General features: G+C 71.5%; 19 protein-coding genes. 11 read left to right on the forward strand and 8 right to left on the reverse strand.

Features of this window, described 5'->3' with window-relative positions; all coding sequences use genetic code 11:
• Positions 1-2: 2 nt before the first annotated feature.
• The gene (locus tag HEB94_RS23055) at positions 3-911 is read right to left on the reverse strand and encodes a hypothetical protein (protein WP_192751828.1); all 909 of its coding nucleotides are present in this window, start codon (positions 909-911) and stop codon (positions 3-5) included.
• A 127-nt stretch (positions 912-1,038) separates the two neighbouring features.
• On the opposite strand from HEB94_RS23055, the gene HEB94_RS23060 reads away from it, so the two are divergent.
• The gene (locus tag HEB94_RS23060) at positions 1,039-2,613 is read left to right on the forward strand and encodes an MFS transporter (RefSeq protein WP_337917927.1); all 1,575 of its coding nucleotides are present in this window, start codon (positions 1,039-1,041) and stop codon (positions 2,611-2,613) included.
• A 210-nt stretch (positions 2,614-2,823) separates the two neighbouring features.
• Positions 2,824-4,026 (forward strand): homogentisate 1,2-dioxygenase, encoded by a 1,203-nt coding sequence (locus HEB94_RS23065; RefSeq protein ID WP_192751829.1) that lies wholly within the window; start codon positions 2,824-2,826, stop codon positions 4,024-4,026.
• Between the two features lie 6 nt (positions 4,027-4,032).
• Here the strand turns inward: HEB94_RS23065 and HEB94_RS23070 are convergent, their stop codons facing one another.
• Complete coding sequence (locus HEB94_RS23070; protein ID WP_202896490.1) at positions 4,033-4,992, reverse strand: lysylphosphatidylglycerol synthase domain-containing protein; 960 nt, start codon at positions 4,990-4,992, stop codon at positions 4,033-4,035.
• A 56-nt stretch (positions 4,993-5,048) separates the two neighbouring features.
• On the opposite strand from HEB94_RS23070, the gene HEB94_RS23075 reads away from it, so the two are divergent.
• Both HEB94_RS23075 and HEB94_RS23080 read left to right on the forward strand, forming a co-directional pair.
• Positions 5,049-6,188, forward strand: a complete 1,140-nt coding sequence (locus tag HEB94_RS23075; RefSeq protein WP_192756631.1) for a glycosyltransferase — start codon at positions 5,049-5,051, stop codon at positions 6,186-6,188.
• Positions 6,185-6,916, forward strand: a complete 732-nt coding sequence (locus HEB94_RS23080) for a methyltransferase domain-containing protein (RefSeq protein WP_192751830.1) — start codon at positions 6,185-6,187, stop codon at positions 6,914-6,916. The genes HEB94_RS23075 and HEB94_RS23080 overlap by 4 nt, the downstream gene beginning before the upstream one ends.
• A gap of 32 nt (positions 6,917-6,948) precedes the next feature.
• On the opposite strand, the gene HEB94_RS23085 is transcribed toward HEB94_RS23080, so the two are convergent.
• Positions 6,949-7,800 carry an aldo/keto reductase gene (locus tag HEB94_RS23085; RefSeq protein ID WP_192751831.1) on the reverse strand — a complete coding sequence of 284 codons (852 nt, stop codon included), beginning with the start codon at positions 7,798-7,800 and terminating at the stop codon, positions 6,949-6,951.
• Between the two features lie 201 nt (positions 7,801-8,001).
• Between HEB94_RS23085 and HEB94_RS23090 the strand changes: the two genes are divergently transcribed.
• Positions 8,002-9,858 (forward strand): bifunctional metallophosphatase/5'-nucleotidase, encoded by a 1,857-nt coding sequence (locus HEB94_RS23090; RefSeq protein ID WP_337917928.1) that lies wholly within the window; start codon positions 8,002-8,004, stop codon positions 9,856-9,858.
• Between the two features lie 131 nt (positions 9,859-9,989).
• The gene (locus HEB94_RS23095; protein ID WP_192751832.1) at positions 9,990-10,184 is read left to right on the forward strand and encodes a hypothetical protein; all 195 of its coding nucleotides are present in this window, start codon (positions 9,990-9,992) and stop codon (positions 10,182-10,184) included.
• A 78-nt stretch (positions 10,185-10,262) separates the two neighbouring features.
• Here the strand turns inward: HEB94_RS23095 and HEB94_RS23100 are convergent, their stop codons facing one another.
• Positions 10,263-11,591 (reverse strand): aminotransferase class I/II-fold pyridoxal phosphate-dependent enzyme, encoded by a 1,329-nt coding sequence (locus HEB94_RS23100; protein ID WP_192751833.1) that lies wholly within the window; start codon positions 11,589-11,591, stop codon positions 10,263-10,265.
• Positions 11,592-11,640: 49 nt separating this feature from the next.
• On the opposite strand from HEB94_RS23100, the gene HEB94_RS23105 reads away from it, so the two are divergent.
• Positions 11,641-12,288, forward strand: coding sequence for a GNAT family N-acetyltransferase (locus HEB94_RS23105; protein ID WP_202896491.1), 648 nt, complete (start codon positions 11,641-11,643; stop codon positions 12,286-12,288).
• A 67-nt stretch (positions 12,289-12,355) separates the two neighbouring features.
• The gene (locus HEB94_RS23110; RefSeq protein ID WP_192751835.1) at positions 12,356-13,006 is read left to right on the forward strand and encodes an FMN-binding negative transcriptional regulator; all 651 of its coding nucleotides are present in this window, start codon (positions 12,356-12,358) and stop codon (positions 13,004-13,006) included.
• Positions 13,007-13,022: 16 nt separating this feature from the next.
• On the opposite strand, the gene HEB94_RS23115 is transcribed toward HEB94_RS23110, so the two are convergent.
• Together HEB94_RS23115 and HEB94_RS23120 are read right to left on the reverse strand one after the other, a co-directional pair.
• Complete coding sequence (locus tag HEB94_RS23115) at positions 13,023-14,843, reverse strand: ABC transporter ATP-binding protein (RefSeq protein ID WP_192751836.1); 1,821 nt, start codon at positions 14,841-14,843, stop codon at positions 13,023-13,025.
• Positions 14,836-16,809 (reverse strand): ABC transporter ATP-binding protein, encoded by a 1,974-nt coding sequence (locus HEB94_RS23120; RefSeq protein ID WP_337917929.1) that lies wholly within the window; start codon positions 16,807-16,809, stop codon positions 14,836-14,838. Before HEB94_RS23120 ends, HEB94_RS23115 begins: the two co-directional genes overlap by 8 nt.
• A gap of 170 nt (positions 16,810-16,979) precedes the next feature.
• On the opposite strand from HEB94_RS23120, the gene HEB94_RS23125 reads away from it, so the two are divergent.
• From HEB94_RS23125 to HEB94_RS50905, 3 genes are all read left to right on the forward strand, one after another.
• A complete protein-coding gene (locus tag HEB94_RS23125) occupies positions 16,980-17,174 on the forward strand; it encodes a hypothetical protein (protein ID WP_192751838.1) in 195 nt (64 codons plus the stop codon).
• A gap of 15 nt (positions 17,175-17,189) precedes the next feature.
• On the forward strand, positions 17,190-18,011 hold the full coding sequence (locus tag HEB94_RS23130) for a methyltransferase domain-containing protein (protein WP_202896492.1): 822 nt from the start codon (positions 17,190-17,192) through the stop codon (positions 18,009-18,011).
• Positions 18,012-18,120: 109 nt separating this feature from the next.
• Positions 18,121-20,790, forward strand: a complete 2,670-nt coding sequence (locus HEB94_RS50905) for a molybdopterin cofactor-binding domain-containing protein (RefSeq protein WP_192751839.1) — start codon at positions 18,121-18,123, stop codon at positions 20,788-20,790.
• A 35-nt stretch (positions 20,791-20,825) separates the two neighbouring features.
• Here the strand turns inward: HEB94_RS50905 and HEB94_RS23140 are convergent, their stop codons facing one another.
• Together HEB94_RS23140 and HEB94_RS23145 are read right to left on the reverse strand one after the other, a co-directional pair.
• Positions 20,826-21,446 carry an isochorismatase family protein gene (locus tag HEB94_RS23140; RefSeq protein ID WP_192751840.1) on the reverse strand — a complete coding sequence of 207 codons (621 nt, stop codon included), beginning with the start codon at positions 21,444-21,446 and terminating at the stop codon, positions 20,826-20,828.
• A 55-nt stretch (positions 21,447-21,501) separates the two neighbouring features.
• A complete protein-coding gene (locus HEB94_RS23145; RefSeq protein WP_192751841.1) occupies positions 21,502-22,824 on the reverse strand; it encodes a nicotinate phosphoribosyltransferase in 1,323 nt (440 codons plus the stop codon).
• Positions 22,825-22,971: the final 147 nt, after the last annotated feature.

The raw sequence follows: 22,971 nt of genomic DNA on the forward strand, positions 1-22,971 counted from the left end.
TGTCAATCCTGCAGGATTTCAAGGCGCAGGAGGTCCTCCAAGGGTTCGGACACGCTGCACGAACCGAACGAGGTGAACCAGCGCCGCGTCGAGGCGGCGGCCCGGTCGTCGAGCGCCCGGACGGCGGCGCTGATCGCGTTGGTGTCCCGGTCGGCGAGGATCTCGATGAGCGCGTCCTCATCGGCGCCGTCGAGTCCTGCGCGGGTGGCCAGGGCGACGTTGAGGAACCCGTGGCGTTCGAGCGCCGGTACCCCGTCTGGCCGGCCCACCGGTCGATCCGTCGGTCGATCCGTCGTACGGACGGCGTGGTGGAGGCCCGCAGTGCACTTGAACGACAACTCCCGGTCGAGGCAGGCCAGGATGAATCGAGCGACCTCCCGCTCCGCGGGGAAGGCCTCGGTCACCTCACCGCCGGTGCGGAGCTTGGCCCGGAACCCGGTCTCGGCCGCGGCGTCCAGGGCAGTCTCCCAGCCGGGGACGCGGGGGACCTCGACGGTCACGAGAACGTCGTCGGGCAGGTCGGCGGAGTCCAGCGCCCGTGCGACGCGTTCGACGTTGCGCCCGAGTTGCGGCTCGTCCCGTAGGGCGATCTCCAGCCCGACCAGCCGGATCCGCTCGACGCGCCCGGTCCAGACGAGGGCGGGCTCGATCGCGCCGGCGCCGCCAGCGACCACCAGGCCGAGTGCGAGGGGGTCGTCTCCTGGCTGATCATCGAGCGCGGTGGCGAGTTCGGGCAGCAGGGCGTCGGGGCACAGGAACGGTCCGAGGAGATCGGCGTACCAGTCGCCACGGTGGGCGAAGTGGGCCGGAACCGCCGCTGCGAGGGGCTCCCCGGCCGGCGGGAAGAGCGCCGCGTCGTCGACCAGCCCGGCGTACAACGGCGGGATCTGACGAGCGCGCGCGGTGGTCATCCCCCCACACTCTAGGCCATCTGGGCACACTCTCCCCGGCTACGAAGGGTCCTCGTCCGGCCGGCCGCCGCGAGGCCGCCGACGGGGGCAGACCTCGGGGGAGGGTGCTTCCTGGTTTGATGTGGCGGTGAGCACCGGCGCCCGGCTGACGGCACGTTGGCGTGGGAGCGCGACGCATCGGGTCTACAGCGTCGTCGTCTTCGTCGTGCTCGCCTCGATCGACAACGTCGCCGCTGTCCTGGTCCCTCCGCTCTACAGTCCGATCGCCCGCGACCTGGGCGTCCGCGAGGGTGCCGTCGGTCTGGTCACCGCCGCGAGCTTCCTGGTGGCGGCGGTCGCCGCGGTCGCCTGGGCCTACGCCGGAGACCGGACCCGTCGCAAGCCGATGCTGATGATCGGCACGCTCGTCTGGGCGGCGGGAACGAGCGGCACCGCGCTCGCCGGCAGCTACCTCGCCTTCTTCGCGGCGCAGATGGTGGCGGCCATCGGCCTGGGCGCCGTGGCATCGGTCGGCTTCTCCGTCGTCAGCGACCTGATCGCGCCGAAGCGACGCGGCCTGGTGATGAGTTTCTGGGGACTCTCGCAGGGGGTCGGGACGCTGGTCGGGACGCTGCTCGCCGGCGTTCTCGGCGCCGCCGACTGGCGCCGGCCGTTCCTGGTTCTCGCGATCGTCGGGCTGGTGGCGACCCTGGCCTACTTCCTCACCTACGACGTCCGGCGCGGCCAGAGCGAACCCGAACTCGCGAGGATCTTCGCCGAGGGCGGCGACTACGACCACCGGATCAGCCGGGCCGACCTGCCGGGCATCCTCAGCCGCCGGACCAACGTGTGGCTGGTGATGCAGGGCTTCACCGCGCAGTTCGTGTTCGGCTCGCTGGTCTGGCTGCCCCGGCTCTTCCAGGCGAAGGCGGAGGCGCAGGGTCATCCCGAGGAGATCGCCATCGTCATCGGGAGTCTGTTCGCCACGCTCTTCCAGTTGGGCGGGGTGTTCTCGATCGCCGGCGGGTTGATCGGGGACCGGCTGCAGCGTCGCACGCCGCGAGGCCGGGCGCTCGTCGCGGCCGTCGGCATCCTCGCCGGTGTTCCGTTCTACGTCGTCCTGTTCTTCGTACCGCTGCGGGTCTCCGTGCCGGACGACGCGGGGACGGGCGCCGTCGCCCTCGCCGTCGTGTCCAGCATCGTGACCGAGCCGACCATCACGGTCAGTTTCGTCCTGGCGATGCTCGCCCTCGCCCTGACCTCCGCGAACTCCCCGAACTGGTACGCCCTGCTCGCCGACGTCAACCCACCCGAGCACCGGGGCACCGTCTACAGCGCGGGCAACCTCGTCAACGGAGTCGGCCGGGCGCTCGGCAACGGCCTCGTCGGCGTCAGCTTCCGGGCACTGCAGGGCGCCTTCCCTCCACCGATGAACTTCGCGCTCGGGCTCGCGGCGTTCCAGGTCTTCTTCCTCCCGACCGGAGTGATGTACTGGCTCGCCTCGCGGACCTCCCCGCGCGACATCGACGACGTACGTCAGACCCTGCGGGCTCGCGTCGCCGCGGAGACCGGGCCGGGATCGAGACCGGGATCAGGATCGGGATCCGGGTCGGGGAGCGGGCCGGAGTCCGGGAGCGACGCGGAGTCCAGGAGCGACGCGGAGACCGCGGCGGAGAAGAAGTCCGCGCCACGGCACGGCACGGAGCGGGACGTTCGCGACTGATCGGCGTACGGTCAGGGCAGGACCCGCGAGCGACGTGCCGCCGGCGGACGCGTGAGGCCGGCAGCCGCAGACCCGACAGAGCCATACAGAGCCATACAGGGGCGGACAGGGGCTGACAGGCCCGGACAGCGCTGACAGAACAAGACGCGGAGGCCGTCCGGTCCGGAGCGTTCGAGGGACGCGGTCCGGTCGGCGGAGGGGGATACGACGATGACGTACTACCGCAGAGTCGGAGAGGTTCCGCCCAAGCGACACACGCAGTTCCGGCGGCCCGACGGAAGTCTCTACCGGGAGGAGCTGATGGGTGAGGAGGGCTTCACCTCCGACTCCTCACTCCTCTACCACGCAGGCGTCCCCTCGGCGATCGTCGACTCGCAGGTGTGGGACCTGCCGGATCTCACGACCCACGCCAACCACCCCTTGACGCCACGGCACCTGAAGCTGCACGGGCTGTTCGAAGGGCTGGACTGGAAGTCCTGGGACGCGGTCACCGGCCGGCGGCTGCTGCTCGGCAACGGCGACGTACGTCTGTCCTACGTGTGGGCAGGGGAGGAGTCGCCCTACTACCGCAACGCCATCGGTGACGAGTGTGTCTACGTCGAGGCCGGATCGGCTCGGGTGGAGACCGTCTTCGGCGTCTTGGAAGCCGGTCCGGGCGACTACGTCCTGCTGCCCCGGGCGACCACGCACAAGTGGATCCCGACCGGTGACGCGCCCCTGCAGGCCTACTGCATCGAGGGCAACTCCCACATCGCGCCGCCGAAGAAGTACCTCTCGCGCTACGGCCAACTGCTCGAACACGCGCCCTACTGCGAACGCGACCTGCACGGACCGCAGGAGCCCTACGTCCGGGAGGGCACCGACGTCGAGGTGCTCGTGAAGCACCGTGGCAGAGGTCCGTCCGGCATCGTCGGCACCCGGATGGTCTACGCCACGCACCCCTTCGACGTGGTCGGGTGGGACGGCTGTCTCTACCCCTACACGTTCAACGTCGCCGACTTCGAGCCGATCACCGGCCGGATCCACCAGCCGCCACCGGTGCACCAGGTCTTCGAGGGCGCGAACTTCGTGGTCTGCAACTTCTGCCCCCGCAAGGTCGACTACCACCCGCTGGCGATCCCGGTGCCCTACTACCACTCCAACGTCGACAGCGACGAGGTGATGTTCTACTGCGGCGGCGACTACGAGGCGCGCAAGGGCTCCGGCATCAGGCTCGGCTCCATCTCGTTGCATCCCGGCGGGTACGCGCACGGTCCGCAGCCGAGCGCGATCGAGGCGGCGCTGGGTGCGGAGTACTTCGACGAGCTCGCGGTCATGGTCGACACCTTCCGGCCGCTGGAGCTCGGCGAGGCCGGGCTCGCGAGCGACGACGGTGTCTACGCCTGGTCCTGGGCGGGCCGTCGGGCCGAGTAGCGCGGCTCAGGCGACGCGCTCGTCGACGGCCCGGCGTACCCCTCGCATCGAGGTGGCGCCGGCGCCGGCGAGCAGGAGGTCGGAGACGGTGAGCAGCACCCGTGACGCCACGGCGACGACCAGGGCGTCGGCGGTGTCGAGGACGGGGGAGAACGCGGCCACGAGCACGAGCTCGCGCACGCCGAGCCCGGCCGGGGTGACCACGACGAGGAAACCGACGCACCACGCGAGGGCGAAACCGCCGAAGGCCAGCGGGAGCGTGGCGCCCGGGTCAGCGCCGAGGCCGACCGCGAGGAGCCACGCGTGGCCGCCGTACAACACCCACTGAGCCAACCCGGCGAGTGCGGCCAGCGCGGAGGTGCGCCCGCTAAGCGGCCGCTCGAGTTCCGGCCGCCGCGCCAGGCGTAGCAGCCGACCGATCAGCGGGTTGAGGACGCGCGGATGGGCGAGGGCGAGCAGCAGCGGGATGAGCAGGAACGCCCATCGGAACCCGCGGATCTCGGCCGCCGCCGCGAACGGCAGCGTGCCGGCCGCGAGCAGCAGCCCGGTCGCCAGGCTGAACAGCATCATCAGGACGAAGACCGTGGCCGAGCGGCGTCGGGGTACGCCGTGGTCACGGCCGAGCTCCATCTGGGCGAGCATCGGCCACACCGAACCCGGTAGGTGCTTGCCGAGCTGGCTCACGAACAGGACCCGCGCCGCCACGCGCACGGGGAGGCTCGAGCCCAGACCGGCGAGCAACAGCCGCCACATCAGCATGCTGGCGAGCAGGGCGGCCATCGCGAGGACGAGCGCCGCGAGGACGAGCGCCGGAGGGAGCCGGGTCAGCGCGTGCCGGATGCCGTCCCATTGGGTGGCGAGGGCGACGACGCCGAACGCCGCCGCCACCGCCACGAAGGCCAGTCTGACGACGCGACTGCCGGCTACTCTCAGTGCGGCGTCGCTCACGACACGGAACGGAAACACGTTCGGAAGGGTACGGCACGGTCTCCCCGCTGTTAGCGTGATTCGCCGTGCGGGTGATGGTCTTTGGTACCTACGACACGCGCAGTCACCCTCGTGTGGGCATCCTCGCCGAGGGACTGCGCCGCCACGGCGTGGAGGTCGCCGAGTGCAACCGACCGCTCGGCATCGACACGGCGGGGCGCGTGGCGATCCTGCGGCGGCCGTGGCGGCTGCCGCTGCTCGCGCTGCGCATCCTGAGGTGCTGGGCCTTCCTCGCACGGCGCGCCCGCGCGATGCCGGCACCCGACGCCATCCTCGTCGGCTACCTCGGACACTTCGACGTCCTGGTGGCGCGGCTGTTGTTCCGGCGTACGACGATCGTGCTCGACCACCTCATCTTCGCGGCCGACACCGCGCGTGACCGGGGTGAGACCGGCGGCGTCAAGCAGGCGTTGCTGCGCGGGCTGGACCGTGCCGCGCTGCGCTGCGCCGACGTCATCGTGGTCGACACCGAGGAACACCGCGCACTCGTTCCGCCCGCCTACCGCGAACGAGCGGTCGTCGCCCTGGTCGGCGCGCCCGACGAGTGGTTCGAGGCCGCTCGCCCGGTCGTGAGTCCGGTCGTGCGCCCGGGCGACGACTCGGCTGTGGGCGCGCGGACCCGGCCGCTGCGTGTGGTGTTCTTCGGCGTCTTCACCCCCCTCCAGGGCGCGCCGGTGATCGGAGCCGCGCTGCCACTGCTGGCCGGCGTCCCGGTCGAGGTCACCATGGTCGGCCACGGGCAGGAGTTGGACCGGACGCGGGCGTTGGCGGCGGGAAACACGCAGGTCAACTGGCTGGAATGGGTGCCGCCCGAGGAACTCCCGAAACTGGTCGCCGACCACGACGTCTGCCTCGGCGTGTTCGGCACCGGACCCAAGGCCCTGCGCGTCGTACCCAACAAGGTGTTCCAGGGCGCGGCGGCCAACTGCGCGATCGTCACCTCCGACACCGGACCGCAGCGAAGGGCGCTGGGCGACGCGGCGATGTACGTCCCGCCCGGTGATGCGGCCGCCCTGGCGGACGCGCTGCGAACCCTCGCGAACAGTACGCAGAAGGTGACATATCTACGCTCGGCCATGGGTAGCCTCGCTCGCGACGCTTTCACCGCGGACCAGGTCGTGCGACCCCTCCTCGACCGGCTGCGTACTCCGAAATCCCAGCGGGAGATCTCGTGACCCTTCCTCCGCTCAGCCCGAACGCCTGGCTTCGGTGGGATGTGGTGTCCCAACTCCTGCCCGCGGACGCCTACGCCGTGTTGGAGGTGGGCTGCGGTCAGGGCGGGTTCGGCGTACGCCTCGCGCAGCGTTATCGCTACGTCGGACTCGAGCCCGACGCCTCCTCGTGCGAGGTCGCCCGCGCGCGACTCGCGGCGGCCGGCGTCGGCGGTGAGATCCGCAAGGGCGACTTCTCCGCCCTCAAGCCGGCGGAGACCTTCGACGTCGTCTGCGCGTTCGAGGTGATCGAACACATCGAGCACGACGACAAGGCCCTCGCCGAGTGGGCGAGCCGGCTGCGTCCGGGCGGCTGGCTGCTGCTCAGCACGCCGGCGTTCCAGCACCGGTTCGGTCCGGCCGATGCGATGGTGGGGCACTTCCGCCGCTACGAGCCGATGATCCTCACCCGCCTGCTGAAGGAGACCGGGCTGGGAAACGTCGAGGTCCAGCAGTTCGGCGGCCCACTCGGCTACGCCCTCGAAGCCGCCCGCAACCGGGTGGGCAAGCGCCGGGTGTTGCAGCCCACCACGATGGCGGAGAAGACGAGCGGCAGCGGTCGGACGCTGCAGCCGAGTTCGCCGTTGCAGGGCGCCGCGACGAAGTACGGCACCTGGCCGTTCCGGGTGCTGCAGCGGCGGTTCCCCGGACATGGTCCGGGGCTCATCGCCCGTGCGCAACTCGTCGCGTAGGACTCCTCTGCGCGTACGTCCGTCGGCCGCGCTCAGAGCACCTCGAGCGGCACCTTCGCGGTCGGCGGTGGGAAGAGCCGGTCGAGTTCGGCCAGATCCGCCTCGGTGAGTCGGACGTCGAGGGCGAGTCGGTTCTGCTGCACGTGCTCCGGGCGACCCGCCCGTGGGATGACGACGATCTCGGGCTCACGCAGGACCCACGCGAGCGCCACCTGTGCCGGGGTCACCCCGTGCTTCCTCGCTATCGCGGCGAGACCGGGGTTGGTGAGCAGCCGGCCCTGCTCGATCGGTGAGTACGCCATGATCGGCAGGCCCGCCGCCCTCGCCCACGGCAGCAGGTCGTACTCGGTCCCGCGCCGGGTCAGGTTGTAGAGCACCTGGTTGGTCGCCACGTCGGCACCACCGGACACCAGCACGAGTTCGGACAGGTCGGCCGTGTCGAAGTTGCTGACACCCCAGTAGCGGATCTTCCCGGTCGCGACCAGGACCTCGAACGCCTCCAGCGTGGCCTCCAACGGGAGCCGGCCCCGCCAGTGCAGGAGGTAGAGGTCGATCCAGTCGGTGCCGAGCCGCTGGAGGCTCGCCTCGCACGCCCGGAGCGTTCCGGTTCGACCCGCGTTGCTCGGGAGGAGCTTGGTGACCAGGAAGACTTCCTGGCGGCGCCCCGCCAGCCCCTCGCCGACGAGCTTCTCCGCGCCTCCGTCGGCGTACATCTCGGCGGTGTCGACGAGGTTCAGGCCGAGGTCCAGACCAAGACGCAGGGACGCGATCTCCTGCTCGCGCCGCGCCGGGACCTCCGCCCAACCCCAGGTGCCCTGACCGAGCGCGGGGATCTCCTCGCCCGACGGGAGTGGCACCGCTCGCACAGCGCTGTCCACCTTCATGTTCTCGACCGTACGCGTCCGCTGACGCGATGCCAGACCCCGTGTGAAGCCCCGTCGACCGGGATCGGTACAGAAGTGGTCGAGTCGACACGAATCTTCCGTCGGGTCGGAAGCTTCGCGTACTGTGTCGCTCGCCTCCGGCGGGCGCGTGGTCGGCGCGCGGCCGGCGCCCATCGTCTCGTGATCCGTCGAGGAGAAGTCGTGCCCGAACCCGCCACCCGCATCCGCCCGATGGGCCGGCGTGCCGTCCTCACCGGAGGCGCCGCGGCGATCCTCGCCGCCGCGGGATTCACCCCGGCGCAGGCCGCGACCGGTAGGTCGGCCGGCAAGGCCACGGGCGAGCCGACGTACACGCTCACCGTGATGGGGACGACCGACCTGCACGGCAACGTCTTCAACTGGGACTACTTCGGCGACAAGGAGTTCGACGACACCCAGCACGACGACATCGGTCTGGCCAAGATCGCGACGCTCGTCGACGCGGTTCGGGCCGAGCGCGGCCGCCGCAACACCTTGCTGATCGACGCGGGTGACACGATCCAGGGGACGCCGCTCGCCTACTACTACGCCCGGGTCGAGCCGATCACCAAGCAGCGGATCCACCCGATGGCGGCGGCGATGAACGCGATCGGCTTCGACGCGGCGGCCCTCGGCAACCACGAGTTCAACTACGGCATCCCGCTGCTGCGCACGTTCGAGAAGCAGCTCGACTTTCCGCTGCTCGGCGCCAACGCGGTCGACCAGCGGACAGGGCAGCCGGCGTTCGCCCCCTACACCGTCAGGACCGTCCGGTTCGAGGGCGCCCGTCCGCTCAAGGTCGGGATCCTCGGCCTGACCAACCCCGGCATCGCGATCTGGGACAAGGCCAACGTCGAGGGACAGATGACGTTCCCGGGCCTGGTCGAGCAGGCCCGGGTCTTCGTACCCCGGCTGCGTCGCGCCGGTGCCGACATCGTTGTCGTGTCCGCGCACTCCGGCGCCGACACGTCCTCCTCCTACGGCGACGCGCTGCCCTACCCGGAGAACGCCTCGACCCTGCTCGCGGAGGAGGTTCCCGGGATCGACGCGGTCCTGGTGGGCCACGCGCACGCGGAGATTCCGCAGCGGTTCGTCACCAACAAGGAGACCGGCGCGCAGGTGCTGCTCACCGAGCCGTCCTACTGGGGTCGCCGGCTCAGCCTCATCGACCTCGACGTTCGCTGGTCCGGCCGGCAGGGTTGGCAGGTCGTGGCGAAGCGGTCGCAGGTGCTCAAGTCCAACACCGTTCCCGAGGACACCGAGATCGTGGCCCTGCTGAAGGGCGACCACGACAAGGTGGTCACCTACGTCAACTCACCGGTCGGGACCAGCAAGGAGGCGATGTCGGCGGCCACGGCGAGGTATGAGGACGTGCCGGCCCTCGACTTCGTCAACTTCGTCCAGGCCAAGGCGGTGAAGGACGCGCTGGCCGGCACCGCCGACGCGGAGCTGCCCGTGCTGTCCATCGCGGCGCCGTTCAACCGGGACGCGGCCATCCCGGCCGGTCAGGTGTCCGTCCGCGACGTCGCCGGGCTCTACATCTACGACAACACCTTGCTCGCGGTGCGCTTCACCGGCGCCCAGCTGAAGGACTACCTCGAGCTCTCGGCGACCTACTTCAAGCAGGTGACCGGCTCGGGACCGTTCGCGCCCGACGACGTGACCAACGCCCCGACGCCGACCGCACCGAGCGGGACGCCCGACTACAACTACGACGTCGTGAGTGGGCTGGACGCGCCGCTCACCTACGACATCGACATCACGAAGGCCCCGGGCCAACGCATCACGGGTCTGGCCTACGGCGGCGCACCCGTCGGCGCCGACCAGGTGTTCGCGCTCGCGGTCAACAACTACCGCCAGTCCGGCGGCGGCAACTTCCCCCACGTCAGTACCGCCGAGGTGATCTACAACCGGCAGGTCGAGATCCGCCAGCTGCTCATCGACTGGGTGAGCGCGGCGGGTGAGATCGACCCGGTCGCGTTCTCCTCGGTCGACTGGCGGCTCGTGGCCGACGGCACACCGGTCGTGATCGAGGGATGATCGAGCGGCCGGGGCAGAACGGACGTACCCACCCGTAGTTCTCATCAGGCTGTCCACATCGGGCCAGGCATCCGGGACATCCCAGGGTGATGCCTGAGGCATGGATTGCGTGCGGGGCCGACTATGGAGGCATGTCGAATCGCGCGAAGTACATCCTCGGTGGCGTAGCGGTCGCCATCCTCGGCTGGTGGCTACTGCCCAACTGGCTCGCCACCTTGATCATCGTGGCCGTCGTCGCGGCGCCGGTCGTCGGCTACTTCATGCTGGACGACTCTCAGCGGCGGCGGATCAGCCGGCTTCGTAACAAGGGCCAGCTGCGCCGGTGAACGACGCCGGGTCGGCCGCTCCCCGTGCTGACCCGGCACTGCCTCCACCAATGGCGCGTCGACGCGTGGGTTCGCACCCTAGACCGGGTAGCGGCTTCGGGCCGGCGTCGACGCGGCCAGTACCGCGTCGGCGAGTACGCCCGCCTCGTCGGTCTCCAGGGTGCTGGTCGTGATCCTGATGCCCGGTGGACTGTCGATGCGGAAGAGCGCCCCTGGTGACACCACCCAACCAGCTTCCAACAGCCTCGCGCAGACTCCCGTCTCGTCGGAGACGGGCACCCAGACGTTGAGGCCTGACCGCCCCTGCCCGTGGACACCGCGACGGGCCAGCGCGGCGAGCAGGGCTTCCCGCCGTTCGTCGTAGCGTCGCCCGACCTCGGCGACGCCCTTCTCCACGGCGGGATCTCGCCAGAGCGCGACGACCAGCGACTGCAGGATGGTCGACACCCAGCGCATTCCGAGCGCCTGCCGCCCCTCGACCCGCCCGATCGTCTCCCCATCGCCGGCCACCACCGCACAGCGCAGGTCCGGGCCGTAGGGCTTGGAGACAGAGCGCACCATCGCCCAGTGGACGGTGGCCCCGGAGAGTGGGTGCAGCGGCTCGTTCGCGAGCTCCGCGGCATGGTCGTCCTCGATCAGCAGGACCCCTGGATGCGTCGCGAGCACCTTCCGCAGCGCTCCGGCGCGTTCCGCGCTCACACTCGCCCCGAGTGGGTTCTGCGCCCGGCTGGTGACCACCAGCGCCCGGGCGCCCCGCCGGATCGCGACGTCCACGCCAGCGGGATCCGGCCCGTCGTCGTCGACGGGCACGGCAAGGACCGACAGGCCCATGGCGGCGATCAGGTCGAGCAGGTTGCCCCAGCCAGGGTCCTCGACGGCCACCTGGTCGCCGGGGGAGAGGTGGGCGTCCAGGACGCGCTCGATGGCGTGCAGGCAGCCGCTCGTGACGGTCAGGTCGTCGGCCGGTACGCCGTCGGCCGCCAGTCGCTGTCGGGCCAGATCGGCGAGTTCGGGAGAGACGCCGGAGCCCGCGCCGTACACCACCGGCTCCGGCGTGAGTCGCCGCACGAGTGTCTCCAGGGCCGGCAGCAGCGCCGGGTCGGGCCCGCCGCTGGACAGGTCACGGGCCCCGACGGGAATCGGCAGTCTGCCCTGGGAGCGCGGCGCCACCGCGGGAGCCGTCCGGATCCGAGTGCCGCGCCGGCCGTCGGTCTCGATGACCCCGCGCTGGCGGAGCGTGCGGTAGGCCGCGGCGACCGTGCCGGGGCTCACCCCCAACTCCTCCGCGAGGGCGCGCACCGCGGGCAGCTTCGTCGCGGGGGTCAGGTCACCCGACCGGACGCCGGACTCGATGCTCGCCGCAATTGCGTTCGACGTCGTTCCGCTGATGGAATATCGTGAAGACACAAACACAAGTTTGTACCATCACAAAAGTTCTGGCAAGGGAGCGCCTTCGATGGCCGAGAGTTCCACCGTCGCCGTGCACGAGCCGACCGTTCCGCCCGCCCCCGCCGACCGCTGGCTCGAGGCGCCCGTCCTGGCCGGCCGTCACATCCGGCTCGAGCCCCTGTCCCTCGCGCACGTCGACGGTCTGCTCGCCGCGGCCGACGAGGAGGTCTTCCGCCACCTCCGCGACGCGGTCCCGACGAACCGTGAGTCGGGTGAGAAGTGGGTCCGCGAGGTGCTGGCGAGCCGCGACCGAGGGGAGCGGGTGCCCTGGGCCCAGGTCGACGCGGTGACCGGCGAAGCCGCCGGATCGACGTCGTACTACGAGGTCGACCCGGCCCTGCGGACGGTGGCGATCGGACACACCTGGCTCGGTCGGCAGTGGTGGCGCACGGGCGTCAACACGGAGTCCAAGCTGCTTCTGCTGCGGCACGCGTTCGACGACCTCGGTGCCGTCCGGGTGGTCTGGCACACCGACATCCGCAACGAGCGTTCGCAGGCCGCCATCGCCCGGCTCGGCGCGCAGCGCGAGGGCGTCTTCCGCAAGCACAAGATCCGGCGGGACGGGTCGTGGCGCGACACGGTGCAGTTCTCGATGACCGACGACGACTGGCCCGCGGTCCGTGACCGGCTGACGGCGCGGCTACAGGCCGGATGAGGCAGTTCCAGCTGGTCCGTGCGTGCTGCTCGGGCACCACGCGCGGCAGTCGAAGGAGGCATGCGCAGTGCTGATACATCCCTGGGACGAGGCCGACGAGGGCGAGTGGAAGCGCTTCCTCGCCGAGCACGACTTCGGCCAGCTGATCGCGTCGGGCCGCGACCGTGACCTGCCGGTGGTGGTCCCGACCCACTTCGTCTTCGACGGCGAGCAGACCGTGTGGCTGCACCTCGCCCGACCCAACCCGGTGTGGGGACCGCTCGGGGAGAACCCGCGAGCCCTGCTCACGCTGGTCGACGACTACGTCTACGCCACCTCGCGGTGGCAGGCCGCTCCGGGAAGTCCGGCCGAGCTCGGCGTGCCGACGTCGTACTACGCCACCGTGCAGGTGGCCTGCGACGTCCGCATCGTCGACGACCCGCAGGAGAAGGCGGCGATCCTGAACCGGCAGCTCGGCCACTTCGAGCCCGGCTCGGGCCGCACCCCGGTCTCCGACACCCACGACTCCGACCGGCGGCTGCTGCCCGGCATCCGCGGCCTGGAGCTGACGGTCACCGACATCCGGGCGAAGTTCAAGTACGCCGGGTCCAAGGACGCCGCGCACCGCCGTGAGATCGCCGCACGGCTGGCCGAGCGCGGTGGCCGCTCCGACGACGCGGCACGGGTGCACCTGCTTCGCCGGCTCGAGGCGGAGGAGAACGCGCCCGCCGCCCGGTGAGCGCCGGACCGGGCGGTCAGCGGTAGGACGCGGCCTGGAGTTCGAAGAGTTCGGCGTACAGTCCCTGCCGCGACAGCAGCTGTGCGTGGGTGCCGGACTCGACGATCCGCCCCTGGTCCAGGACGACGATCAGGTCAGCCATCCGGACGGTCGAGAACCGGTGTGACACCAGGACCGTCACCGCGCCCGTGGCTTCGCGCACCTCCCGTGCGGCGACGGTCCAGCGTTCGAAAAGGTGGTGCTCGGTCTCGGCGTCCAGGGCGGCGGTGGGTTCGTCCAACAGCAACAGCAGGGGCGAGCGCCGCATCATGCCGCGGCCGATCGCGAGCTTCTGCCACTGCCCGCCGGACAGGTCGATGCCGCCCGGCCAGTGGGCGCCGAGCTGGGTGTCCAGGCCGGCCGGCAGGGTCTCGGGCAGGTCGCCCGCCCCCGCCCGGTCCAGCGCGGCGGAGACGGCCTCGGCGTCCTCGACCGCGTCGAGGTCACCGATGCCGACCGTCTCGTGCACCGAGAACTCCCACCGCGCGTGGTCCTGGAACGCGGCCGACACCCGGCGGCGCCACCGGTCGGGGTCGAGGGTGGACAGATCGGTGCCGTCCACCCGGATCCGGCCCGCCGTGGGGACGTAGAGCCCGGCGAGGAGCTTCACCAACGTCGTCTTCCCGGCGCCGTTGTCGCCCACGATCGCGACGGTGGACCCGGCGGGCAGGTGGAGGTCGATGCCGGCGAGGACGTCCTCGGTTCGGTGCGGGTAGCGGTAGCGGACGCCCTCCAACACGATGCCGGAGGCCAGCCGGGTGGGTACGGCGGCGTCGGTGTCGACGACCTTCCGGGCCCGGGTGGCCACGTCGTCGAGGTAGACGAACCGGCTCGCGGCGGTGAGGGTGCGGGTCGTCCACTGGACGATCTCGGCCGAGTTGCCCATCAGGCCGAGGACCTGACCGGCCAGCACGGCGGTGAGGAGCACGTCGCCCACGCTTGCCTGCCCGCGCACGGCCCGGTCGACCACGAAGACGATGGAGCCGAAGTAGCCGAGGAGGAACACGATCTGGGCCGCGAGCCCGATCAGCTGGCCCTGGACCTGCAGTCGGCGGTGGATGGTGCGGATCTCGCGATGCTGGGCGTGGAAGCGGCCCAGGATCTCCGCGCCCAGCCGGAACAACCGCACCTCCTTGGCGGCCGCGCCGGTGGTGGCGAGCTCCCACAGGTCGTAGGCCTTGCGGGAGGGTTCGGCGGCGCGTTCGAGGCCGAGGTTGAAGAGCCCGCTCGTCCGCCGGCTCAACGCCAACATGGGCAGGCCGAACGCCGGCAGCGCGAGCAGCACCGGATGGACACTGACCAGCAGGATGGCGGTCATGACGATCCGGATCAGCGTGTTCGTCGCGTTGATGAGCGACGGGATCGCCTCGCCGAACTCCCAACTCTCGCCGTCGAGGATCTCGAGTTGGGTGAGATGGGCGGGCGTCTCGTGGATCTCCAGGGTGGGCGTGCGCCCGACGGTGTGGGCGAGGCGGCGTTCGATCAGGTGGTGGGCCCGCTCGTTGAGGGCCATCCGGACGCGGGTTCCGGTGTAGTTGAGGGCGGCGCCGCCGGCGATGGAGACGGCGATGGCCACCCCCGCGGCGACGGCCTGGGTGGTGTCCCGCGCGGCGATGCCGTCGAACAGCAGCTTCAGCCACCAGGCGAAGAGCGCCGCGACCAACGCCGACACGGTGAAGATGGCGAACGCCAGGACGGCGCGCCGCCGGTCAGCCGCCCACGCGAAGCTGAGCATCACCCGCGCGGCGCGCAGCCGGCTGGCGGGTGCGGCGTTCGCCCGGCCGGACTCCTCAGCCATCGCCCACCCCCACCTGGACGTCGGTGCCACCGGCCGCCTCCCGGCCCACGTCGGTGAGCTGGTAGCGCATCGCCTGGGTTCGGAAGAGCCGCGCGTAACGTCCGTCGGCGGCGAGCAACTCGGCGTGCCCGCCGTCCTCGACGATGCGGCCACCCTCGAGCACGACGATCCGGTCCGCCCGGCGCACGGTCGAGAAGCGGTGGCTGATCACGATCGAGGTGAGGCCGTGGGTGAGGTCGAGGAAGCGGTCGTAGAGGTCGGCCTCCGCCCGGACGTCGAGGTGCGCGGTCGGCTCGTCGAGGATCAGGACCCGGGCACCGGCGCTGACGGCCGCCATCGCGCGGGCCAGCGCGATCCGCTGCCACTGCCCGCCGGACAGGTCGACGCCGCCGGTGTGCCGTCGGGACAGGAACGTGTCAACTCCGTCGGGCAGCCGCGCGAGGATGTCCTCGGCACCTGCCCGCCGCGCCGCCAGGCGTACGCGGTCGTCCAGGTCCGCGTCGTCGAGCGCTTCGATCGCGCCGAAACCGATGTTGTCCCGCGCCGGCAACGGGTAGTGGACGAAGTCCTGGAAGATCGCCGCGACGGACTGTCGCCAGGTGGTGAGGTCGAGGTCGGCCAGGTCGATGCCGTCGATGCGGATCCGGCCGTCCAGCGGGAGAGTGAGGCCCGTCAGCAGTTTCGTCAAGGTGGTCTTGCCTGCGCCGTTGAGCCCGACGATCGCGAGGGAGCGGCCGGCCTCGATGCGCAGGTCGAGTCCCTCGAAGACCGGACGATCGCGGCCCGGATAGGTGAAGTGGACGCCCTCGAAGGCGATCTCGCGGGTCGGCAGGCCGCGGGCGGAGTGGCTGCCGGTACGGGCAGGCACGCGGAGGCCCGCCAGGCGCTCGTGCTCGAGGACGTCGGGCACCGGGATGGCGCCGTTCTCGATCCAGACGTCGCCGTCCTGCGCGGCGAGGAGAGCCATGCCGAACAGGCCCTGGACGAGCACGGTGAGCGCGCCGACGCCGAGGTCGCCGCGGAGCGCGGAGCGTGCGGCCAGGACGATCACGCCGACGTTCGCCAGCAGGACGAGGGTGAGCAGCAGGGCGGAGGAGCGGTAACCCACCTTCCGGGACCGCCACAGCTCGGCCATCACCTGGCGCCATTCGGCACTGAACCGGTCGACCAGCCAACCGGTGAGGCCGAAGATGCGGAGCTCCTTCGCCCACTCCGGCATCAGGATCAGTCGCTTGAGGTAGCTGGCGCGACGTAGTGGCTCGGCCCAGAAGGGGTTCGCCCGGTGGAAGTCGGCGCGCAGGTGGTGGCCCAGCACCAGCCAGAGCGGCAGCACCACCACGGCCGCGACTGGCCACACCGTCGCGACCACCACGGTGGCCGCCAGACCCTGGGCGAGGCTGGCCCACTTGTAGGCGAACCCGCTGACCAGCTCACCCGGACCGAAACGCGCGATCCGCGCCGCCCGGTCGGTGCGGGCGGCGAGCTCCGGGTCCTCGAACAGGTCCAGCCGAGGCACCCGCAGGTTCGTGCCCATCACCCGGGCGAGGAGGTACTCGTCGAAGCGCCGGTAGAGGTCGGTGGAAACCACCTCTCGGACCGCGCGCACGACCTCCTGGGCGACCAGGACGACGCCGATCAGGATGAGCGTCGAGACGATCCGGCGACCCTCGGCCGAGTCGAAGCCGCCCTCCACACCGCCGGGAAGCAGACCGACCAGTCGGCCCACGAGGACCGCGAACACCGCGGGCAGTGCCCCGCCGAGAAGGACGAGGAGGACGAGGAGGGCGGTCCAGCCGGGAAACGCGCGGACCAGGACGCCGAGCGCGGCGCGGCGAGCCGATCGCCGGTGAACGGGAGTCGGCGCCAGCGAACCCTCCGAACGCTCGGCCGGGCTGTCGGGCGCGGGTGGACCACCCGGCTCGGTCGGCTCGCCAGGCTCGAAGGACGCGTTCTGGTCGGTTGGCACGATCGGATGAGGATCGCATTGTCCGTACATGTCCGCACCTGGTTTTCGGTCGACGCCGTCCTCGTCGCTCGGCGGAAGTGCGCCAGTCCGGTCCCAGATGACGCACAATGAGGACGGGAGCTTTGTGCGCGGCGACGTGTGCGCGCAGAAGACGGTGCGAAGGGGACGAGATGTCGAATCGGACCTGGTGGATCATCGGCGGAGTCGGCGTGGCCTTCCTCGCCTGGGTGCTGCTCCCCTGGTGGGCGACACTCCTGATCGTCTTGGCGGTGATCGGTGCACCGGTAGCCGGTTACCTGATGCTGGATCCGTCGCAGCGGCGGCGGTTGGCGCGGATCCGGGAGCGCCGGCAGATCGACCGCTGAGGCGCGGCGGCCACCGTGACGGAACCGGCAGCCGGATTCCTCGACAGTTACCCGGTCGACCTCGCGGAGTGGGAGCACGACGACCGGCTGGAGGTCCGTGGCTTCACCCACCCGTGGCGTTCTCAGGTGGCGCCCGGTAACGGTGAGGCGTTCTTCGACGCACTGGTCCACGCGCACCTGCGCCCGGAGTCCTCCGTCCTCGACGTCGGCTGCGGCCACGGCGCCTACGCCTGCCGGCTCGCCGGAAGTTGCCGCCGGGTGATCGGCGTCGACCGGGATCCCGGTGTCCTCGCCCTCGCCGGCGAACTCGCCGCCGAGCGAGGCGTGTCCAATGCCGACTTCGCCCTGTTGACGGCCGAACCGGGCGCGGAGATCGACCTTCCCGACCAGTCGGTGGACCTGTTCGTCTGCCGCCGCGGCCCGGTGCTGGCGCGTTGGCTGGCGTGGGCCGAACGCCTTGGCCGGCTGGGGGCGGTCGCCCTCGGAGTGCACCCGACCGGGCCCGCTGGTGCGATCCCGCCGTGGAACGCCGAACTCCCCGAACCCCTCCGCCTCGGCCGGGTCTTCGACTACGCCGAGGTGCGGTCCTGGGTGACCGAGGCGCTGGCCGGTCCGGATCCACGTGGCCGGCTGGACGGCTGCTGGTGGCTCGACGTACCCGAGTACTTCGACGACCCCGAGCAGCTGTATCGCCGACTGGCCGGAAGCTGTCGCGCCGAGATTCCCTATCCCGTTGTCAAGGGTGAGTTGTCGGCGTTGGTGGAGCGCTACGGCGGACAACTCGAGCTGCGGCACTGCCGGCTGGTGTGGAAGGTGGCACTCGACCGCGTGGGGTGACGTCGACAGTCTGTCCAGGACGGTCCGGCCGGAGCTGCTTTCCACGCGATGACACGTCAGGATGGGTCCACGCAGCGAAGTCCCCGCCCGAGCGAAGGATGGACCAGTCGTGGCCGCCACCGAACCGACCCGGACCGTCGTCAACGAGACTCCCGTCGTTCTCGACCTCGAATCCGAGACGCCGTTGGTCTACGCGCTCCGCAACGACCTTGGCCTGTACGGCGTCCGCCAGGGCTGTTCGGTCGGCGAGTGTGGTTCCTGTGTCGTGCTCGTCGAGGGCCGGGCCGAGCGTTCCTGCCAGCTGCCCGTGTCGGCGGTGGCGGGTCGGCGGGTGACCACGCCCGAAGGCCTCGGTACGCCGGATCGCCCGCATCCGGTGCAGCAGGCCTTCCTCGACGAGCAGGCCGCCCAGTGCGGCTACTGCATCAACGGCATCATCATGACGACGGCAGGCCTGCTCGGAGTGGACGGCGCAGAGGCGCACGCGGCCGGCAACGGTGCGGCCGGCAACGGTGCGGTCGGGACGGGGCGTCCGGTCGTCGACGAGGAGCAGATCCAGGCGGCCCTCGCCGAGCACGTGTGCCGCTGCGGCACCCACCACCGGATCCTGCGGGCGATCCGCCGGCTGGCCGGGCAGGAGCAGCCGGCTCCGCTGCCACCGGTCCAACCGGACGGTGCGGCGGCCGGTGGCCCGGCCGCGAACGGTTCGGCCGCGACCGGCGCGACGGGTGCGAACGGCTCCGCCGGGCTGCCGACACCCGGCGCCGCGGTTCGCACGGGCGACCTGCCGGGGCCACTCCGGGACGCACGCCAGGTCGAGGACTGGATCCGGCCGCTTCCCGACGGTCGGATCGAGGTGCGCACCGGTCGGGTGGAGTTCGGGCAGGGCATCCGTACCGCACTCGCCCAGCTCGTCGCGGGCGAACTCGAGGTCCCACTCGACCAGATCGTCGTTCGCTCCGCGGCGACCGACCTGACCCCGGACGAGGGCTACACCGCCGGCAGCAACTCCCTCGAGGTGGGCGGCGCGGTGGTCGGCCGGGCCGCGGCGGCGTTCCGGCGGCTGCGCGCGGCCGGTCTGCCGCCGACCGGGCCGGTGCTGCCGGAGGACCTGCCCCGGTGGGGTGGCGGTCCGGTGGGTGAGGCCGCGCCGCGCGACGACCTGCGCGCCAAGCTGACGGGTTCGGCCGCCTACGCCCACGACCTCGCGTTCCCCGGAATGCTCTACGCCCGCGCTCTCCTTCCGCCGAGCTACGACGCACGCCTGGTCGAACTCGACGAGGAGGCCACGCGGGCGATGCCCGGCGTCGAGGCGGTCGTCCGCGACGGTCGGCTGGTCCTGGTGGTCGCGGTGCGAGAGGAGATCGCGGTCCGGGCCGTACGCCGCCTCGCCCGCGACGCCCGCTGGCAGGAGCCCGCCACCGAGTGGGAACCATCGGCCGAGCCGCCGGTGCTCGCTCCGGTGGTCGAGGACGTGGGCGTGCCGGAGGCGCTGCTCGCGGGCCGCCGCGTCCGGGCGTCCTACGCCAAGCCGTACGAGGCGCACGCGTCGATCGCGCCGTCCAGCGCGACCGCCGTGGTCCAGCCCGACGGCATCACCGTCTGGTGTCACAACCAGGGCGTCTATCCGCTGCGCAGGGAGCTCGCCGCGTTGCTTGGCGAGGACGAGTCCCGACTGACCGTGCGCCACGTCGACGGGCCCGGAGGCTATGGCCACAACGGCGCCGACGACGCCGCCGGCTTCGCGGTGATGGCCGCGCGGGCCGTTCCCGGCCGGCCGGTGCGCTTCAACTACTTCGTCCAGGACGAGTTCGGCTGGGAGCCCTACGCGACGGCGATGAGTGCCGACCTCGAGGCGAGCCTGGACGACGACGGGCGGGTGCTCGGCTGGCGGCACCGCATCTACACCGGTGCGCACGGCATGCGCCCGACCGGCAGCGGTGACCGGCTGGTGGTGTCCTGGCTACGGGCCGGCGGCGCCGAGCGCCCGTGGGCCGGCGGGGGCGAGGGCGGGGTACGCAGCGCGGAGCCGATCTACCAGTTCGGCGCGCGTGAGGTGGTCGGCGAATACACCCGCGGCGCGCTCCGTACGTCTTCACTCCGCTCGCTCGGGGGCTACTTCAACACCTTCGCGATGGAGTCGTTCATGGACGAGCTCGCCGAGGAGGCGGGCGTCGATCCGGTCGAGTTCCGGCTCGCGCATCTGCGCGACGAGCGTGCCCGGGCGGTGCTGGAGACAGCGGCCGAGCACGCCGCCTGGCAGCCGCGGGTAGGCCCGAGTGGTCGTGGGCGCGGCGTCGCGGTCGGGCGCTACAAGGGTTCGAAGGCCTACGTCGCCCACGTCATCGACGTCGAGGTCGACACCGACACCGGGGCGGTCGCCGTACGACGGGTCGTCACCGTCTGCGACGCGGGCGTCGTGATCAATCCCGACGGCCTGCGCAACCAGATCGAGGGCGGCATCCTCCAGGGGCTGAGCCGCGCCCTCCACGAGGAGGTCCGGCACGGTCCGGGTGGGATCCAGAGCCGGGACTGGACGACCTACCCGGTGCTGCGGTTCGCCGAGGTGCCCCAGCTGGACGTCGTCCTCCTCGACCGTCCGGGTCTGCCGCCGCTGGGCGCCGGTGAGGCGTCCACACCACCCACCCCGGCGGCGCTGGCCAACGCGGTCGACGACGCGGTCGGCATCCGGATCCGGTCGCTGCCGCTGACCCCCGAACGCCTCCGCGCGCGGCTGGAGGACATGACAGAGGGCGAGCTGTCCCGGGTCCTGGTGTGATCGGGGTGTGAACGAAGCAGCCTCGGACGCCCCGGTCAGAGCGTGACCGGGGGAGGCCCCTCCTCGCGGACGATGGGGACGCCGACGAGCTCGCAGCCGGCCGCGCGCATCGCCCTGATCGCGTCCTCGGTCGTCGAGCCGGCCACCCCGGCCGTCAGACTCAGCAGCACCCTGGTCGCGAAGCCGAGACGGACGGCGTCCAAGGCCGTCGCCCGCACACAGTGGTCGGTGGCGATCCCGGCGACGTCGACCTCGGTGATGCCGTGGGTGCGCAGCCAGTCCGCGAGAGAGGTGCCGTCACCGGTCTTCCCCTCGAAGCCGGAGTAGGCCGCGGTGTGCTCGCCCTTGTCGAAGACGGCGCCGAAGGGCTGCGGGTCGAGGTTGGGGTGGAAAGCGGCCCCGTCGGTCCCGGCGATGCAGTGCACCGGCCAGGTGTCGCGGTAGTCGGGGTGGTCGGAGAAGTGGTTGCCAGGATCGATGTGGTGGTCTCGTACGGCCACGACGTGGGAGTACGCCTTGTCCCGCTCGTCGGCCTCCTGCCAGGCGTGCAGGACGTTGCCGAGCGCGAAGGCGACCTCCGCGCCGCCCTTCACCGCGAGGCTCCCGCCTTCGCAGAAGTCGTTCTGTACGTCCGCGACGATCAGTGCGCGTGTCATCGCTTCCCTCCCTCTCGCCGGTTGTCACCGAGCGTGCCGCCTGGGTGCCGACCGGTCAACCGCCGTGGCCGGCCACGCCCTCCACCGCTCCGTACATCGTCGGTATGACGGGCTCGCCCCGCGACAGTTGAAGGGCGGTGCGGGGTAGCTCGGCCCGGCTGCGTTCGTGCCGCTCGCGGGCGGCCAGGAGCGGTTCCTGGCCGACGACCTCGCCGGCGCGGACGAGCGGGACCAGCAACTGCCGTCCGTCCAGGTCGCACTCGGGCTGCGTCGACACCACCTCGGTCACCGCGACGCCGTCCTCCAACTGCCGCCGGGCCCACTTGCGTCCCTTGTGCGTGGGCTTTCCGGTGGAGCGCTTCGCGACCCCGACGAGCGGAGCGTCCGGCTGCGTTCCGGTGGAACGGGCGACCAGTTTGTAGACGAGTTCGGCCGTGGGGAAGCCGCTGCCCGTGACCAGCGCCGTACCGACGCCGTAGACGTCGACCGGTGCGGCGGTCAGGCTCGCGATGGCGTACTCGTCGAGGTCCCCGCTGACCAGGATGCGGGTCTCCGTGGCACCGAGCGCGTCCAGTTCCGCGCGTACGTCGTGGGCGAGTACGGCGAGGTCACCGGAGTCGATCCGGACCGACCCCAGCTCGAGGCCGGCGATGTCGACGGCGGTCCGGACGGCCTCGCGGACGTCGAAGGTGTCGACCAGCAGGGTCGTGCTTCGCCCGAGTGCGCCGACCTGGGCGATGAACGCCTCCTTCTCGGAGTCGAACAGCAGCGTGAACGCGTGCGCGCTGGTCCCACCGGTCGGGAGACCGTAGCGGCGTCCCGCGGCGAGGTTGGAGGTGGTGGCGAAGCCCGCGATGTAGGCCGCCCGCGCCGCGGCCACCGCGGCCTCCTCGTGGGTCCGCCGCGATCCCATCTCCACGATCGGTCGCCGGCCCGCCGCCGCGGTCATCCGCGAGGCCGCCGAGGCGATCGCGGAGTCGTGGTTGAGGATCGACAGCGACAGCGTCTCCAGCAGCACCGCCTCCGCGAACGTGCCCTCCACCACGAGGATCGGCGAGCCCGGGAAGTAACAATCGCCTTCGGCGTAGCCCCAGATGTTGCCGCGGAACCGGTAGGAGGCCAGCCAGTCGGCCGTGGTGTCGTCGACGATCTTCTTCTCCCGCAGGAAGGAGAGCGTCTCGGCGTCGAAGCGGAACCGTTGGATCGCCTCGAGCAACCGGCCGGTGCCCGCCACCACGCCGTACCGCCGGCCGTTCGGGAGTCTCCGGGCGAAGACCTCGAAGACGGCACGCCGATGGGCGGTGCCGTCGGCGAGCGCCGCGCGCAGCATCGTGAGCTCGTACTGGTCGGTGAGCAGTGCGGTGGACGGCGCCTCCATGTGGCCGAGCCTACGCGGATCACCGGAGCCGACGTGATCCGCCGGAACGGTCCGGGACCGATGGCGGATCGGCGGGCGGATCGACGGGGGAGGAGTCGGGGGGAGGACTCCGACGGGCCACTCGACCGGTTCGTCCCGCGCTCGTCG

Origin of the sequence: Actinopolymorpha pittospori, from assembly GCF_014873875.1 — a bacterium.
GTDB classification, from domain to species: Bacteria; Actinomycetota; Actinomycetes; order Propionibacteriales; family Actinopolymorphaceae; genus Actinopolymorpha; species Actinopolymorpha pittospori.